General features: G+C 44.6%; 14 protein-coding genes. 9 read left to right on the plus strand and 5 right to left on the minus strand.

Annotated elements, in window-relative coordinates:
- Positions 1-7: 7 nt before the first annotated feature.
- From prpF to AB6E08_RS00100, 6 genes are all read left to right on the plus strand, one after another.
- Positions 8-1,180 (plus strand): 2-methylaconitate cis-trans isomerase PrpF, encoded by a 1,173-nt coding sequence (gene prpF / locus AB6E08_RS00075; RefSeq protein WP_372063578.1) that lies wholly within the window; start codon positions 8-10, stop codon positions 1,178-1,180.
- A gap of 118 nt (positions 1,181-1,298) precedes the next feature.
- A complete protein-coding gene (locus AB6E08_RS00080) occupies positions 1,299-3,203 on the plus strand; it encodes a propionyl-CoA synthetase (protein WP_372063580.1) in 1,905 nt (634 codons plus the stop codon).
- A gap of 148 nt (positions 3,204-3,351) precedes the next feature.
- Entirely contained in the window at positions 3,352-3,798 is a 447-nt protein-coding gene (locus AB6E08_RS00085) for a hypothetical protein (RefSeq protein WP_017096691.1), read from the plus strand.
- 238 nt (positions 3,799-4,036) lie between these two features.
- Positions 4,037-4,438, plus strand: coding sequence for a hypothetical protein (locus tag AB6E08_RS00090; protein ID WP_017096690.1), 402 nt, complete (start codon positions 4,037-4,039; stop codon positions 4,436-4,438).
- Between the two features lie 203 nt (positions 4,439-4,641).
- The gene (locus AB6E08_RS00095) at positions 4,642-5,121 is read left to right on the plus strand and encodes a GNAT family N-acetyltransferase (protein ID WP_017069368.1); all 480 of its coding nucleotides are present in this window, start codon (positions 4,642-4,644) and stop codon (positions 5,119-5,121) included.
- Between the two features lie 84 nt (positions 5,122-5,205).
- Positions 5,206-6,618, plus strand: a complete 1,413-nt coding sequence (locus AB6E08_RS00100; RefSeq protein ID WP_017103078.1) for an NUDIX domain-containing protein — start codon at positions 5,206-5,208, stop codon at positions 6,616-6,618.
- Between the two features lie 101 nt (positions 6,619-6,719).
- Here AB6E08_RS00100 and AB6E08_RS00105 read toward each other — a convergent pair whose 3' ends face one another.
- The gene (locus tag AB6E08_RS00105; RefSeq protein ID WP_017098537.1) at positions 6,720-7,529 is read right to left on the minus strand and encodes a Cof-type HAD-IIB family hydrolase; all 810 of its coding nucleotides are present in this window, start codon (positions 7,527-7,529) and stop codon (positions 6,720-6,722) included.
- A gap of 185 nt (positions 7,530-7,714) precedes the next feature.
- Between AB6E08_RS00105 and queE the strand changes: the two genes are divergently transcribed.
- The gene (queE, locus tag AB6E08_RS00110) at positions 7,715-8,383 is read left to right on the plus strand and encodes a 7-carboxy-7-deazaguanine synthase QueE (RefSeq protein ID WP_017098536.1); all 669 of its coding nucleotides are present in this window, start codon (positions 7,715-7,717) and stop codon (positions 8,381-8,383) included.
- A 60-nt stretch (positions 8,384-8,443) separates the two neighbouring features.
- Positions 8,444-9,139 (plus strand): 7-cyano-7-deazaguanine synthase QueC, encoded by a 696-nt coding sequence (gene queC, locus AB6E08_RS00115; protein ID WP_017103076.1) that lies wholly within the window; start codon positions 8,444-8,446, stop codon positions 9,137-9,139.
- Here queC and AB6E08_RS00120 read toward each other — a convergent pair.
- The 4 genes from AB6E08_RS00120 to AB6E08_RS00135 all read right to left on the minus strand — a co-directional run bounded on the left by AB6E08_RS00120 (position 9,099) and on the right by AB6E08_RS00135 (position 13,686).
- On the minus strand, positions 9,099-11,117 hold the full coding sequence (locus AB6E08_RS00120) for a diguanylate cyclase (RefSeq protein WP_372063583.1): 2,019 nt from the start codon (positions 11,115-11,117) through the stop codon (positions 9,099-9,101). The two genes, queC and AB6E08_RS00120, sit on opposite strands and share 41 nt — an antisense overlap.
- A gap of 162 nt (positions 11,118-11,279) precedes the next feature.
- Positions 11,280-11,630, minus strand: coding sequence for a DUF2750 domain-containing protein (locus AB6E08_RS00125; RefSeq protein ID WP_017062305.1), 351 nt, complete (start codon positions 11,628-11,630; stop codon positions 11,280-11,282).
- A gap of 131 nt (positions 11,631-11,761) precedes the next feature.
- Positions 11,762-12,379 (minus strand): OmpA family protein, encoded by a 618-nt coding sequence (locus AB6E08_RS00130; RefSeq protein WP_372063585.1) that lies wholly within the window; start codon positions 12,377-12,379, stop codon positions 11,762-11,764.
- A complete protein-coding gene (locus AB6E08_RS00135; protein WP_009846631.1) occupies positions 12,379-13,686 on the minus strand; it encodes a TolC family outer membrane protein in 1,308 nt (435 codons plus the stop codon). Before AB6E08_RS00135 ends, AB6E08_RS00130 begins: the two co-directional genes overlap by 1 nt.
- A gap of 400 nt (positions 13,687-14,086) precedes the next feature.
- Here AB6E08_RS00135 and AB6E08_RS00140 point away from each other — a divergent pair.
- The coding region (locus AB6E08_RS00140) for a Calx-beta domain-containing protein (protein ID WP_372159566.1) at positions 14,087-16,621 on the plus strand (2,535 nt) is incomplete at its 3' end.

Genomic DNA, 16,621 nt, shown 5'->3' on the forward strand with positions numbered 1-16,621 from the left:
GCTGGGTATGAACATCAAACAAATTAAAGTACCTGCGACCTACATGCGGGGAGGAACAAGCAAAGGTGTCTTTTTCAATTTAGAAGACTTACCTGAAGCTGCGCAAGTCGCCGGAGAAGCACGAGACGCATTACTTCTACGCGTGATTGGCAGCCCGGATCCTTATGGCAAGCAAACCGATGGTATGGGTGGTGCAACATCCAGCACCAGTAAAACCGTTATTGTTTCGAAAAGCAGTAAAGCCGATCACGATGTTGATTACCTATTCGGTCAAGTAGCAATAGACAAGCCGTTCGTTGATTGGAGTGGTAACTGCGGCAATTTGTCTGCTGCAGTAGGCCCATTTGCTATTCATAGTGGCCTCGTCGATTCGAATCGTATTCCAGAAAACGGTGTGGTCGAGGTGCGAGTATGGCAAGTAAACATAGAGAAAACCATCATTGTTCATGTACCTATCGCTGATGGAGAAGTCCAAGAGTTAGGTGACTTTGAGCTCGATGGTGTCACTTTCCCCGCCGCGGAGATCCAAGTCGATTTCCTAGATCCAGCCGATGCGAGTGGCTCTATGTTTCCGACAGGGAATGTTGTCGATTTTTTAGATGTTCCAGATCTGGGTTGCATCAAAGCAACTTACATTAATGCAGGGATACCCACCATTTTTGTTGATGCTGAATCGGTTGGTTATCAAGGTACAGAGCTTCAATCGGATATTAACAGTGATGCCAAAGCCTTGGCTCTGTTTGAATCCATCCGAGCGCATGGTGCGGTTGCGATGGGACTTATTGATTCCCTAGAACAAGCTGAATCACGCCAACACACTCCTAAAGTCGCGTTTGTTGCCAAGCCTCAAGGTTACCAAGCCTCAAGTGGAAAATCGGTTGCTGCCGAAGATACCGACCTTCTAGTACGTGCTTTGTCTATGGGGCAATTGCACCATGCCATGATGGGTACGGCTGCGGTTGCTATTGCTTCAGCTGCAAGTGTACCAGGCACCTTAGTGAACTTGGCAGCCGGTGAGGGAAGTCGTGATTTTGTGACCTTTGGTCATCCATCTGGAACCTTAAAAGTGGGTGCTAAAGCTATTCAAACGGAAAGCGGTTGGAAAATTGAAAGGGCGATAATGAGTCGTAGTGCCCGAGTGATCATGGAAGGTGCCATTCGTGTGCCTTTTCCCAAGTAAAGCGATTGTCGTGAACGGTCAAATGTTCACGAACACAACGCTGAGAAAAGAGTGCACCCAAGTGACACTGCCAAAAGCTAGGCGCTTGGACTAATGGATAAATCATGGAGGAGGCACTATGTCTGCTACGAATCGAATGAACAGAAAAACAGACTATATCACCGAGTATCAATGGGCTAGGGAAGACCCAAATTCGTTCTGGGAAACGCAAGCACAAGCGATAGATTGGTTTGAACCACCAAAAACGATATTACAAACTGATGAGAATGGTATTGAGCGTTGGTTTCCTGATGGGGTGATGAACACCTGCTGGCTCGCGCTTGATTATCATTGTGAAAATGGGCGAGGTGACAATACCGCGCTGATTTACGACTCTCCAGTTACTGGAACTCAATCCTCGTACACTTACAATCAATTGCGTGAACAAGTGGCTAAAGTCGCAGGTATGTTAGCCACGCAAGGCGTTACCAAAGGTGATCGTGTGGTGATCTACATGCCAATGATTCCTGAAGCTGCCATGGCAATGCTAGCCTGTGCACGACTAGGCGCGGTGCATTCGGTGGTGTTTGGTGGTTTTGCTCCTCATGAGCTTGCCGTTCGAATTGAAGATGCCGAGCCCAAGGTGTTGATTACTGCATCCTGCGGTGTCGAGATAAATAAAGTTCTGCCATATAAGCCGATGGTCGACAGGGCGATCATGGACAGTCGTTGGAAGCCTGAGAAAGTCGTGGTATTCCAAAGAGAGCAGTCTCTAGCCGAATTGAACAACGAACGTGATGTACTTTGGCAACAAGCGGTTGAGGATGCTTTGCCTCACGTATGTGTGCCTGTTCTAGCGACTGACCCACTATATATCTTGTATACATCAGGGACGACGGGTAAGCCAAAAGGCGTGGTGCGCGATAATGGTGGTCATGCGGTTGCGATGAAATACTCGATGAGCACTATTTACGATATGCCGCAAGATGGTGTGTTTTGGGCAGCTTCTGATGTCGGTTGGGTAGTGGGGCATTCCTACATTGTGTATGCGCCATTGATTCATGGCTGTACGACCATTTTGTTTGAAGGCAAGCCAGTACGAACGCCAGATCCCGGCGCATTCTGGCGTGTGTGTGAAGAGTACAAGGTCGATGTATTGTTTTCTGCGCCAACAGCGTTTAGGGCAATCAAGAAAGAAGATCCCGAAGGCGAGTTGCTCACCAAGTATGATTTATCATCGCTCAAGTCGATTTTTATGGCTGGCGAGCGTTTAGACCCTCCAACATTGGATTGGGTTGAGTCTCATACCAATAAACCAGTTATCGATCATTGGTGGCAAACCGAAACAGGTTGGGCCATTTCCGCCAATCCAACAGGGTTAGAATCTTTACCAGTGAAAGCGGGCTCTTCAACCAAGCCAGTACCCGGTTACCAAGTGGAGATCCTCAATGAGTTGGGTGAAATCGCACAAACGAATCAACAAGGGTTTGTGGCACTTAAACGACCATTGCCGCCTGGTTGTTTACCCACGGTATGGCGCAATCATGATCGGTTTGAATCCGGCTATTTGAGTCAGTTCCCGGGCTATTATGTTTCTGGGGACGGTGGCTATCTTGATGAAGATGGGTATCTATTTATCATGGGCCGTATCGACGATGTGATAAACGTAGCGGGACACCGTCTGTCGACGGGAGAAATGGAAGAGATCGTGGGTGGTCACCCAGCCATTGCAGAATGTGCGGTAGTCGGTATTCACGATGACTTAAAAGGGCAGTTACCTCTTGGTTTCGTTGTGCTGAAAGATGGCGTAAAAGTCGATGGTATTGAGTTGCAAGCGGAGTTGGTTGGCAAGGTTCGTAATGAGATTGGCGCGGTAGCTTGTTTTAAGCAAGCCTTGGTTGTTGAGAGACTACCCAAGACACGTTCAGGTAAGATCTTACGCAGAACTATCCGACAGATCGCAGAAGGTGAGCAATATGTGGTGCCTTCGACGATTGACGACCCTACCAGCTTAACTGAAATTGCTGAAAAGCTCGGCAAATAGACGTCGCAGTTTAGGTAGTATAATCTTCGGCTGGTTGATTTATACATAAGCCAGCGTGATGGTTTACCTAAACTCTACTTTATTCATCCGCTTATCCATTGCGTTTACTATGACCTCATTATGAATCCCACATATTGAGGTCTTTTTTATGCGAGCTTACTTTTGGTTGATTGCTTTACTGGTCAGTGGTGCTGCTAGTGCCAGTATTTCAAAGGATGAAGCGAGTAGAGCGTTGTTAGAGCCATTGAGTCATCCCAAGATATTTAAATGTGTGTCCAAGACTGGCGTCGATCTCTATCAAGCAGTTTTTGATATGGGCGTGGGGTATGAAGCCAACCCGATTAACTCGAAGATGATCGTTAATTCAAGGAAAGGTCGCTACGAATATCAAATCTTAGGCGCGGTAAGGTCTGAAAGAGCTGGTGAAATTGTCGTGTTGACTCGTCATGTGGGAGACGGTGTCAAAGTAGCCGCTATGATTGATGACGAAAATGGCAAGATACTGGGGATCGGCGATAAAAATCATTATCGAGATTGCGGTGTTAGGCCACCACCTAGCGCAGAAAATATGCAAAACTTTTGGTCCAAAGGCTAAGAGCGACATGTGAAATACAAAAATTATTGAGAAAGCTAGATTGAGGAGACCTTATTGGTCGCCTTTTTTGTTTGTCAGGCTAAGGCGAGCTCAAAGATATATATCAATAAGCACTTATGCGATGGTTGAATGATACATAACTGAACATGATGTATCGTCTAAACGTGGCTTTATTTATCTCATTAACGGTTCTGCTTAAGATGGCTCTACTCCAAACGAAGAACTAAGCGAGACTCCTATGAAATTCACTAAACCTTTTCTTTTAGCGACACTGATTGTGACTCTTTCTGGTTGCGCATCACCAGCAATGGATAACGAAAATGAGAATGCTGCACGTAATCGTGGTGCTGTGGGTGGTGCTTTATTAGGAGCGACAGCAGGCGCTCTAACTGGAGATGCGGGCTTAGCCGCGAAGGGTGCTGCATTGGGTGGTGTGACTGGTGGTGTTGCTGGTTCAATGAAAGATGCGGATGATGCAAGAAACGCACAACGAACCCAAGTTACTGCTGATGGTCTAGCGCAAGACAATCGCACCGATGCAGAAAAGCGAGTTGCTGAAGTAGAGGCTGAAATTAAGCTTATTGAACTAGAACAACAGCTTGCTGATCTCAAAGAAGAGAAAGAGGACAATGGTGCATAAAGCTGAAGCTACAGCAAAAGCTAATGCCTAGATATTCGTTTAATTCAAAATAATTCAAACAGAATGGCCACGTAATGTGGCCGTTTTTGTATCTAAAATACGCACTTCAAACAATGAATTAATTCAATAACTTGTATAGATACTCACGCCAAGTAAACTAGACTCAGTTTAGATATTAATTTGGTTTGAGAAGCGCAATAGTCATGAATGTCATCTTAAGGGCTGCAAAGCACACGGATTTGGAACAACTTAACGAGTTAATGTTCGATCTCCACCATCACCACCACCTTGCTAGCCCAGAGCACTTTAAAACGGCAGAAGAGATTGAGCAGGAAAAAAGCATTGCACGTTACTTGGATGATCCTGAATGCTTAGTTTATGTGGCATTAAAAGGTGAGCTCATTGTTGGCTTTATCTCCGGACATTTTTGTGAGCTTATCTCAACGGTGAGTAAACCGGTGCCGATGGGGAGTGTCGATGAACTGTTTGTCTTGCCTGATTATCGAAAAGAATCGATTGCTGAAAAGTTGTTTAGCAAAGTTGAAGCGACTTTTGATGATTATGGGGTTGAACAAGTCTTTGTAGAGGTTTGGGACTTTAATTCACCTGCCAAGGACTTCTATCAAAAAATGGGGTTTACTCCTCACATTCAATGGATGAGGAAGGCTTTGCACAAAACGTAGGCAGCGATTTTGTGCGTGTTTGATTACAATAGACTCGTGTATTAGCAGTCTTAAATTTCTTCTATTATTTTTTAGGTAAACTCGTTGGCTATTCGATATTTATTAGTTTTCATATTATCTCTTTTGAGTACTACTTCCGCTTGGGCAAGCAACACTTTGCCCGATCATATCGCGGGCGCTTTGTGTGTAGTACGTGCTGATAACCAAATCGTGTTGGTTGATGAGTTGATCACAGGTCAATTGTCTCTACCGGGAGGCACTGTTGTTTCAGGTGAGCCGCCAGCAGTCGCGGCGCAACGTGAAACGTGGGAAGAGGCGGGTTTGTCGGTAACGGTCGGTGATGTACTGGGTTATACCGACAGTGCCGTCGTGTTTGATTGTATTTCTGACTCTGAAGTGATCAGCTACAAGGCTCGGAATGAATTAGGTGGCTTTGAGTTGCCGATTTGGTTTGCGCCTCATTACGGCGTGGAAGTCAGCCGTGCGATGTTACTTCCTCCTACTGAATTGCAAGATCACCAATACCGCTACCCAGAACAGTGGTCTGAGATTAACGAGCTGTTTTTATCTGCGACAGATCAACCTGTGACGTATGTGACTGAGCTGGTGGGCGCGGCACCCCAAGTCCATCAAGTTGAACTAAATTGGATTGTGTCGCTTCAAAACGTGTTCGATAAGATGCCAAGCTTGTTTGCGAATACTGTACTTTTAACTGACTCGTTAGCGAAGCCTTGGGTTTTCATCGTGATATTACCGCTAATTGCTTGGCATTTTGGCCGTAACTTCGCGTTAAAGTTTGGCTTCACTTTGATTTCGGTGACACTGCTCACTTTAATCGCCCACCAAGGGTTTGGTTTTCCACGTCCGCATGCTTACTTGCCAACATTGAAACTAGTGATGAGCAGTGGGTATAGCTTTCCAAGTTTATTGGCTGGCTTATGGGTGAGTTTAACCTTGTTAGTCTTTTGGAAACTAAAGCGCCTCTTGGAGCAAAAATCGATTTTGATTGTGCTCACTGGCCTACTGTGGATCATGCTATTTAAGTCTTATTCAGGCAGTGCGTTCTTTAGTGATGTCATAATGGGAGGCGTATTGGGCGCGTTAACGACTTGGCACATCGTGAGATTAGATGCGAAACCTGATGTTGATATTAGTGCCTTGTTAAGCTCTAAAGGTGTCTGGTGGGCATTGTGCTTACTGTCGATTGTTCTCACGGTTATATGGCCTCTGCCAACATTTTCTTTCTGGGTGGCAATTTTGATGACGATTGCATGCTTAGTAACGTTAACGGACTCGAAGCCTTTGGTCGGCCACTTCTCATTCAAGATTGTATTTGGAGTGATGGCGATGTTGTTAGCGGGGAATCTGCTGATTAGCTGGGCTGGAAGTTTCGTCTCATTCAGTGGCATCGCTTCATTTATTGTTGAGACCTTACGTTTCCCAATCTTGATTCTATTTGGTGTCGTGGCGTTTCGTCTGCCATGGAAAAGAGAGTAGGTGAACCGACGAACATAAAATCAAAAAAGGCTGTGCAGTGCACAGCCTTTGTCATTTGTGAAACAAGCAAAAAGTAATTCTCACTCGAGCCTATTGACCGTTTACGAGTTGAAGATAAACTTTTCAATCGCGACGGCGACTCCGTGGTCGTCGTTGGCCGCTGTGATGTGATCCGCCAGTTTCTTGGTTTCTTCCATTGCGTTTTCCATCGCAATACCCATGCCCGCGTATTCAAGCATATGGTGATCGTTTTCAGCATCGCCCATGCAGATCACTTCTTTCGCTGTAATCCCCAAATGTTTAGCGATTGCTTCAATACCGACACCCTTGTTTGAATTTGGGTTTAAGAACTCTAAGAAGAATGGTGCACTTTGCACGATAGTAAACTGAGTCTTAAGTTCTTGTGGCAACTTGCTGATGATTTCGGTCAGCTTGCTTGGTTCCGCGACAATCATTGTTTTGATAATTTCATGGTCGTCTTCTAGTTGAGAAAAGTCGAGCTCGGTAATCTTTAAGCCGTTAATACGCGCTTCAATAGCGGTGTACTCATTGTTTTCAGGTGTTATTAAGCCATGAACCTTGCTGAAGGCATGCACATAACCACCTAGCTCTTGTGCTAATGCAGCAATCTGTTTCGCGGCTTTACCATTGCTAATCTCGCTGTGAATGATCTCTTTTGTCGATACATTCTGAACCACAGAGCCGTTGTAGAAGAGTACAAAGTCATCTTCGCCGTTGATTGAAAGCTCGTCTAACTTACTCTGCATGCCTTCTAAAGGACGACCAGAAGCCAGAACCACTTTCACACCTGCAGCGCGAGCTTTAGCTATCGCGTCTTTGTTCTCTTGAGAAATCACTTTTTCACTGTTAAGTAGTGTGCCATCCATATCAAGAGCAATCAGTTTGTACATGTTGTTCCTTACGAAAAAATTAAAAGCTAACGAAATCTAATGGGCGAAAGGATAAGGGAACTTGAAAGTTCAGGCTAGGGCTTTGATCAACTCATTTATCAGTACTCATTTGTTTGACCAAAAGGGGCAAGTGCTTTAAGGTCTGCGGTTGATTAATTTCATCAAATGATTGAGCTGAGGGTAAGTTGTACAAGATTAATGAAATGTTTGAAACCATCCAGGGCGAGGGCGTATTTACCGGCGTTCCTGCTGTTTTTGTTCGACTGCAAATTTGCCCTGTAGGCTGTTCTTGGTGTGATACCAAACAGACTTGGGAAGCGTTGCCGGAAGATGAAACGAGCCTTGGTGATATTATGGTTAAGACAGAGGATTCACCGACTTGGTCTGCAATTGATGCGCAAGGAATCGTGAATGAATATATCAAGCAAGGTTACACCGCGAAGCACATTGTGATTACTGGTGGTGAGCCGTGCATCTATGATCTTGTCCCTCTTACTGAAGCATTTGAGCAGCACGGTTGTCGCTGTCAGATTGAGACCAGCGGAACATCAGAAGTAAAAGCCACACTGGATACTTGGGTTACGGTGTCACCAAAAATCGCAATGAAAGCCAAATTGGATATCCTTGATAGCGCACTCGTTCGTGCGAATGAAATTAAGCATCCAGTAGGCACAAGCAAAGACATCGAACAACTTGACGGTTTATTGGAGCGAGCTGCGGTTGCTAGCGACACTGTTATCGCTCTGCAACCAATCAGCCAAAAAGACCGCGCTACTCAGCTTTGTATTGATACCTGCATTGAGCGTAATTGGCGCTTATCAATACAAACTCACAAATATTTGAGCATCGCATAGGTTGCATTTGTTTACTGGCCTAGATAAGTCGCTAGTAGAAGATTCTCGTAAGGATTTAAGATGAAAAAAGCAGTGGTAGTATTCAGTGGTGGTCAAGACTCAACAACGTGTCTTGTTCAAGCTTTAAAAGAGTATGATGAAGTTCATGCGATTACGTTTGATTATGGTCAGCGCCATAGACTCGAGATTGAAGTGGCTGAGTCGTTGTCAAAAGATCTTGGTGTGAAAGCACACAAAGTGATGGATGTGACTCTGTTGAATGAACTGGCTATCAGCTCTCTGACTCGCGACGATATCCCTGTGTCTCATGAGCTACAAGAGAATGGACTACCAAACTCTTTTGTTCCTGGTCGTAATATTCTGTTCTTAACTTTGGCGGGTATTTACGCTTACCAAATCGGTGCAAATACCGTAATCACGGGCGTGTGTGAAACTGATTTCTCAGGCTACCCTGATTGTCGTAATAACTTTGTGAAAGCGATGAACTCTGCGCTTGTACAAGGTATGGACAAGCCGCTTGATATTAAAACACCGTTAATGTGGTTAAACAAGGCTGAGACATGGGCGTTAGCAGACCAGTACTCAGCACTTGAGCTTGTTAGAAACAAAACACTGACTTGTTACAACGGCATTGTTGGTGATGGTTGTGGCGATTGCCCTGCATGTGAACTGCGTAAAGTTGGCCTTAACGACTACCTAGGTGATCGCGAGGGTATTATGGCTGATTTGGTTCGTAAACAGGCTGAGAATAAATAACATCAGGTGAGTCTATTGGGTCGTTATAAGCATCGATGATGCAGTTTCGACCATTACTCTTCGCTTGATAAAGTGCTTGGTCAAGAACCGAGTATAAGTCATCAAAGTCACTTAATGCGTTTGAGGTTGCTAGATAAGCAAAACTCGCGGTTACATTAAGTGGCTTTTTGCTTTCTGATAAGAAAACTGCACTCGAAATAGCATAATGTAACTCCTCTACACGCTCTTGTACTTCAGCTGGTTTTGTATCAGTAAGCATAATCAGAAATTCTTCGCCGCCTAAGCGCCCGAACAGCTCACCTTTAATTAAATGTTGTCTTATTTGCTGACTTATATGAACGAGTGCTCTATCACCAGTAGGGTGGCCATATTGGTCATTAATTTTCTTGAATTTATCTAGATCGAGCAAAACGAGAACATGTTGTTTTTCTGTTCCTTTGCAGGCTTTGATACGCTTGATTCTTCGTATTATCTCGGTCCGACTATACGCCTTTGTCATGGCATCGATTGCTGCTTTTGCACGAATGGCCTTATTTGTGAAGATCATAAAGCTAGCCGCACACAGCAATAGAATAACAATCATGTTATACACCAACCTTTGATGTTCCATCTTTTCGATTTGAAGTCGGTCTAAATTTGCTTGATGTCTCAGGAAAGAACTCTCTAGTTCTTTTTCGTACCTAGCATGAGCTAGATCTAGTGCTTCAAAAGCCAACCTGTTATCTATATCTCGGGTTTCGAACTGTATTAAGGAGTATCGCTGATAGAAATAGAAAGCTTGCTTGTAATCGCTGAGTGTCTGATGAATATCAGATAGTTGAAGTAGTGCTTGAGCGGTGTACTTATGTCTTGTGACTTGTTCGGATAGCTCCAAAGCTTGTTGTGCATAATTGAGCGCTTCCGTTTTAAGTTTTTGGTCTTCGAACATATCGCTGATTGCTAAGAAAGCATTGATTCGAATGACATCGTTGTTTAGCTTGCTTGAAGCCGATAGAGACTCTACTAGGTAGTCTCTCGCCAAATCATAGTTCTTCGTCTGCGTGTATGCTTTTCCTAAACCAAGAGTTGTTAGCGCAATGCCGTAGCTATGAGATGATGTAGTCAACAGTGCTTTTGCTTTTTGAAAGTGATTAATTGCTAGGTCACTTTGTCCTTGATTAAGGTAAAGATCTGCAAGGCTATGATGAACTTGTGCTTTCATCAAATCAGAAGCATCCGATCTCAGAGCGAGTGCTTCTATGAGGTACTCTGCCGATTTATCATATTGCTTTAACTCTTTGAGCAAATTACCCACATCGTTATAGATCCCCGAAATATCGTGTCCTTGTGGGAACACGCTTATCAGTGATAGGTAAGTATCTAGAGCGGCTTGATAGTCGCTGCGGAAATGGTGATTGTTAGCGATCACTCGATAAGTGCCAAATTTTGGTAATACAGGGTCAGCAATGTCATGTAAATCCGACTGAAGTGCAGAACAATAATAGTTCGCTTGATGATATTTAGCTTGCTCATTGAGAGAACGACATAATTGGTATTTTAATAATGCTCTACCTGTAACATCGTTGATTGATTGCATTTTTACTAATATGGACAAAAAGCCTTGCTGAGCTTCTTTGTACTGACCTTGTCCATCATTTACTAGGGCATTAATAAACGCTTGTTCTATCGCTTGGTAGTCACTGTCGTTTGAAGCGATTCCATAAAACGGTTGATCGCGCTGGCTCATGTATTGATATAGCAGTGCCGAAAGGTAGAGCTTATCCCCGTAGGTTGTTGAACTCGTGTAGCGTGTTTGCAGCATGTTCAATGCGCGCGAAGGGGAATGATAGAGTGCGTTCCAATCAGCATTTGGAGTTGTGTGGGGAGCTAATGCCGAGGAGCTAATTGTTGGATAAGGTTCATGATCCAATGTTGATGCTTGGCTAAAAGAATAAAGATTGATGAAAAGCAGAAAGGCAATGAAAATGGAGTGAATCACGAGATAATATCAATCAGATAAAGAACGGTATTCTATTGATAGTTTGATATTGCTTCAATTTTTTTGGCGAGTTAATGGTTTTTTATGTGAGGTAAATCTCTAATTCTCAATGGCTTATCATAGGTAACCGGTCGTACGCTATTGTACGACCGATCTTGGAAGCTAGATGTATAATTTCGCTAGATCAGAAGGCTCAAGTTCTTTACCTTCCAATGTTGCATTCCAGTTAGTACCAACAAGAACACCATCTTCAGCTAGGGTCAGTAACCAATCTTCTACAAAGATATCTAGTGGGATTTCTAATACTTCGAAGTCTGCCCACTCTTCAACGTTGTGAGTCTGAGCGTCCTCTTTTGAAGACCAGAACGGCATCACTTCACTGTTTTCGAATTCACTTGAGTCACATGCTAGCCAACCTTCTTCGTTGCGAAGGCCCCATACCAGTTTAGTTTCTTGTGTTTCAGAAACGAAAAGTTCTAGATTTGCTTGAGTATCAGCGGTTAGTTTGCTCATGAATAATTTCTCTATGTTGATAACAAGACAAGATTAACATTATACAAGGGGTAGGTATATGGCGATCAAGGAATTATAAGGATACTGAAACGCTTACCAAACGTTTCAGTATGGTTTGGGTGCGGTAGAATCTATTTGCCGATTTTAGTAAATATATGCCACTCTTCTTTGATGTTGCCTTTAAATCCGACAACAGAAGCTACAACTTTTCTGTTCAGTGCATGATGATTGGTTTCAGTGTCATTATCACGGAAGCCTGCATCTCCGTACCCTACGGTATAGACTCTTGATGGCGGGATACCATTGCTGATGAGCGCACGTCTTACATTGACCGCACGTTCTTCTGAGAGCTTGAGATTGTATTCGGCATTACCTACTTTACTAGCATAACCTTGCAATTGAATACTTGTGTTTTCGTAACGCTTTAGAAACGCAGCCATTTGACGAATTTGGCTCAGAAACACAGGTTTAATTTCTGCAGAGTCATTGGTAAATAAAATATGAAGATCTTTTTCTTCGCTAGACTCGAAATACGAGCCACAGCCATCATTATCTATTTCAGCGCCTATTTGTGTGTCTATACATAAATCGCGAGCGTTGATAACACCATCATTATCATCATCTTCGAGATCATAACTTTGTGTGGTGCTAGGAAGAGCACGATAAGTGAATTCATCATTTGTTTCAGCCATGATGTTGGCAGAAGCAACCACGAAGCATAGTGGGAGTATAGTTTTGAGAAGCTTCATTAATATTCTACCTTTTCATTCCATTCTTGTGGAGTCTCTACACGTAACCCTGTTAATAGGTTACCTGTAGCATTCATGACTCTATACTTTGCGTACTGTACATCGTACTTAGCGTCTAAAAATCCCTTACGTGCTTCGAAGAGTTCATTTTCAGTGTTAAGTAGATCGAGAAGGGTACGCTTACCAATTCGGTATTGTTTTTCATAAGAGATAACGGTGTCAGAAGCCGAGTCTACGTGATCCGACAAGAAATCTTTCTGCTGAACGGTTAAGTCAAGAGCGCTCCATGAAAGGCGTAAGCTTTCTTCTACATTGCGGTAAGTACTCTCACGTAGGTCTTTTGCTTTGTTGAGTTGATAAGCGGCACTTTCGGCACGGTCTTGATCGGCTCCACCGTTATAGAGATTGTACTTTAAGCGGAGCATCGCAGAAAATTCATCGCTGTTGCCTTTCGTACCACCTGCATCATCGCGCCACCTTTGAGCTGCTTCAAAAGAAACAGTTGGGTAGTTGGTACTCTTCGACTGCTTGTATTGGAACTTCGCTGAATCTACGTCAGCTTGTGCAATTTTGATAACCGGGTGTTGGTTAAAGGCTTTTGCCAAAGCACCGTCGATCGTATAAGGAATAGAGCCTGCGTCAGCACGTGGATATACCAAGCCTAGTGGGGCTTGGCCAACAAGGCGTTTGAATTGAGTATGGGCATCAAATAAATTATTTTGAGCTGCCAGCAAATTACCATGAGCTTTTGCAATACGAGCTTCCACCTGAGACATGTCTGCTGTAGACCCAATGCCTGAATCAACTCGTTTCTTGATATCTATATAGATATTTTTGTGCGTCGCGAGATTGTTTTCAGAAAGTGTAAGCACTTCATAAGCTTTAACGGAATCAAGATAAACTTTGGTTACTTGCAGTGCAATATCTTGAGCGCTAGATAGTAATTGATAACGGACAGACTCTGCATCAGCAGCGGTACGATCAATGTCGTTAGAAGTATTAGCGCCATCCCAAATGAGTTGTGTCAACGTAATTGCTGCTTCTTTACGCGTTAGATCTGTTGAGCTCGAATTCGTCGCCAAATCCGTATATTCGTAACCAATGCCACCGTCTAAATCTATACTCGGGCGGTAAGCTCCACCAGAAGCATCGTTAAGGTAACGTTGACTAACGTACTGGTTATATGCCGCTTTGATTTCAGGGTTACTTTCTAAAGTAAACGCGACGGCTTGCTCTAAGGTTTGCGCGCTAGCCGGTAAACTGAGTGCAATAGCCAACCCTAATGTAGTCGTTTTAATCCAGTTCAATTTCAATCTCCCAAAAATGGAGTATCACCTAAGTTTGTCGCTTTTAAGCTTGAATATATCAAATTTAGATGAACCGCCAAAAAAATAACGAATGCCCGATGAGCATTCGTAAATGGTTGTAAAGTTGTTAACCGATCGCCGTACAATTTAAGTCGATTTTGAGTACTTAAATTTGATTTGAGTGGTTGGGTTATCTTTCCCTAAGACAATAACTTATATGGAAGTTTTCGTCATCTTAATTATCACTCAGTGACCGTTATCATTCGTTTACATTGTAAGTTATTAAACATGCAATTCATAGCTAGAAATTATATGACATTAGATGTTATATTGTCACTAGATTATAAAATTGATGTCACTATTTTGACGTCGCAAACAGAAAATGAGCTTAGGGATTTATATGGACATGACAGTATTGAATGCGAGCGGTGCATTAGCATTAGGTCAACGCATTGTTATTTCGATAGATGGCACAATCAAGGTCCTAGAAGACGGCCAGCCATTACAAGCTGGGGATGTCGTTTTAGAATCCCAAAATGCAAATTCTGAATCTCAGGTTTCAGTTAAGCGCTTTACGCCACAAGGAAAAGATGGCGATGAAGTCGATCTTGACCAAGATATTGAAAATATTTTTGCCGCTTTAGAAGAAGGGCAAGATCCTACAGAGTTAGGCGAAGAGTTCGCAACTGCAGCAGGTGTACGTGGATCGAGCTTAGTGAGTAGCGGGACAATTGAGCGTGATGGTGACGAAACCATCCCAGTTACCGAATTTGTAACAACAGGTTTCGAAGGCTTGGGTTTGTCTCGTACTCAAAGCTTAAGTTTGCTTGATCTGTTCCGTTCAATAGAAGTTGAGCCAACCGTAAGTATTGAAGACAGCCAAATTATTAATGAAGGCTCAACAGCAATTTTCGAAGTAAGTCTAAGTAAAGCTGCTTCAGGCGATGTGAGCGTTACGCTAGAGACGTTATACGGAACTGCAACAGCGGACGACATCACAAGTATTGTTGTGAAAGATGCCGCGGGTAACGTAGTGACCCCAAACGTTGACGGCTCTTACACAGTCAAAGCGGGTGAAACTAAGTTAACCGTTGAAGTCGAGACCAGAGACGACGGCACATACGAAGGTGATGAGAAACTGGGCCTGAAAGTGACGGGCGCAACCGGCGTAACAGGCACGGGTACAGGTGAGTTGACTATCAAAGATGATGGCACCGGCCCGGTAGACCCAACCGATCCTACTTCGCCAGTTAATCCAGATGATCGCCCAACGGTGAGTATCGAAGACAGCAAAGTGATTAACGAAGGCTCAACCGCGAGTTTCGATGTGAGCTTAAGTAAAGCTGCGTCAGTCGACGTCAGCGTAACACTAGAAACCCTATACGGCACAGCAACAGCGGACGACATCACCAGCGTTGTTGTGAAAGATGCCGCAGGTAACGTAGTGACACCTAACGTAGACGGCTCTTACACAGTCAAAGCGGGTGAAACTAAGTTAATCGTTGAAGTCGAGACCAAAGACGACGGCACATACGAAGGTGATGAGAAACTGAGCCTGAAAGTGACGGGTGCAACCGGCGTCACGGGTACGGGTACGGGTACGGGTACGGGTGAGCTAACCATCAAAGATGACGGCACAGTCCCGGTTGACCCAACCGATCCTACTCCGCCAGTGAATCCAGATGACCGCCCATCGGTGAGCATCGAAGACAGCAAGAGCATCAACGAAGGCTCAACCGCGAGTTTCGATGTAAGCTTAAGTAAAGCTGCGTCAGTTGACGTGAGCGTTACGCTAGAAACCCTTTACGGCACGGCGAACGCGGACGACATCACCAGCGTCGTTGTGAAAGATGCCGCAGGTAACGTAGTGACACCAAACGCTGACGGCTCTTACACAGTCAAAGCGGGTGAAACTAAGTTAATCGTTGAAGTCGAGACCAAAGACGACGGCACGTACGAAGGCGATGAGAAACTGAGCCTTAAAGTGACGGGCGCAACCGGCGTAACTGGCACGGGAACAGGTGAACTGACCATCAAAGATGATGGCACAGGTCCTGTAGACCCAACCGATCCGACTCCCCCAGTGAATCCAGACGATCGCCCAGCGGTGAGCATCGAAGACAGCAAAGTTATTAACGAAGGCTCAACCGCGAGTTTCGATGTGAGCTTAAGCAAAGCGGCATCAGTCGATGTGAGCGTAACGTTAGAGACCCTCTACGGCACAGCAACAGCGGACGACATCACCAGCATCGTTGTGAAAGATGCCGCAGGTAACGTAGTGACAGCTAACGCTGACGGCTCATACACCGTCAAAGCAGGTGAAACTAAGTTAGTTGTCGAAGTCGCGACCAAAGACGACGGTACATACGAAGGTGACGAGAAACTGAGCCTGAAAGTGACGGGCGCAACCGGCGTAACTGGTACGGGAACCGGTGAACTGATCATCAAAGATGATGGTAAAGGTCCTGTTGATCCAACAAATCCAAATCCAGATGACCGCCCATCGGTAAGTATCGAAGGCAGCAAAGTTATTAACGAAGGCTCAACCGCGAGCTTTGGTGTGAGCTTAAGCAAAGCGGCATCCGTCGATGTAAGCGTAACGCTAGAAACCCTTTACGGAACAGCAACAGCGGATGACATCACCAGCGTCGTTGTGAAAGATGCCGCAGGTAACGTAGTGACACCTAACGTAGACGGCTCTTACACCGTTAAAGCGGGTGAAACTAAGTTAGTCGTTGAAGTCGCGACCAAAGACGACACGACGTACGAAGGCGATGAGAAACTGAGCCTGAAAGTGACTGGTGCGACGGGCGTGACAGGCACTGGTACCGGTGAGCTGATCATCAAAGATGACTCTGACACGCCAACCATCAGAGGTGTGAAACCAGCGGTCGACGCGCAAGGCACGCAAGTGGACGAAGGCGAAGGCGCGGTG

This window comes from Vibrio sp. 10N.247.310.24, assembly GCF_041467175.1.
Classification (GTDB): domain Bacteria; phylum Pseudomonadota; class Gammaproteobacteria; order Enterobacterales; family Vibrionaceae; genus Vibrio; species Vibrio tasmaniensis_A.

What these genes read in the sequence shown, in the direction of transcription:
- prpF (WP_372063578.1), top strand. Translation starts at nt 8, where the DNA reads ATGAACATCAAACAAATTAAAGTACCTGCGACCTACATGCGGGGAGGA.
- AB6E08_RS00080 (WP_372063580.1), top strand. Translation starts at nt 1,299, where the DNA reads ATGTCTGCTACGAATCGAATGAACAGAAAAACAGACTATATCACCGAG.
- AB6E08_RS00085 (WP_017096691.1), top strand. Translation starts at nt 3,352, where the DNA reads ATGCGAGCTTACTTTTGGTTGATTGCTTTACTGGTCAGTGGTGCTGCT.
- AB6E08_RS00090 (WP_017096690.1), top strand. Translation starts at nt 4,037, where the DNA reads ATGAAATTCACTAAACCTTTTCTTTTAGCGACACTGATTGTGACTCTT.
- AB6E08_RS00095 (WP_017069368.1), top strand. Translation starts at nt 4,642, where the DNA reads ATGAATGTCATCTTAAGGGCTGCAAAGCACACGGATTTGGAACAACTT.
- AB6E08_RS00105 (WP_017098537.1), bottom strand. Translation starts at nt 7,529, where the DNA reads ATGTACAAACTGATTGCTCTTGATATGGATGGCACACTACTTAACAGT.
- queC (WP_017103076.1), top strand. Translation starts at nt 8,444, where the DNA reads ATGAAAAAAGCAGTGGTAGTATTCAGTGGTGGTCAAGACTCAACAACG.
- AB6E08_RS00125 (WP_017062305.1), bottom strand. Translation starts at nt 11,630, where the DNA reads ATGAGCAAACTAACCGCTGATACTCAAGCAAATCTAGAACTTTTCGTT.
- AB6E08_RS00130 (WP_372063585.1), bottom strand. Translation starts at nt 12,379, where the DNA reads ATGAAGCTTCTCAAAACTATACTCCCACTATGCTTCGTGGTTGCTTCT.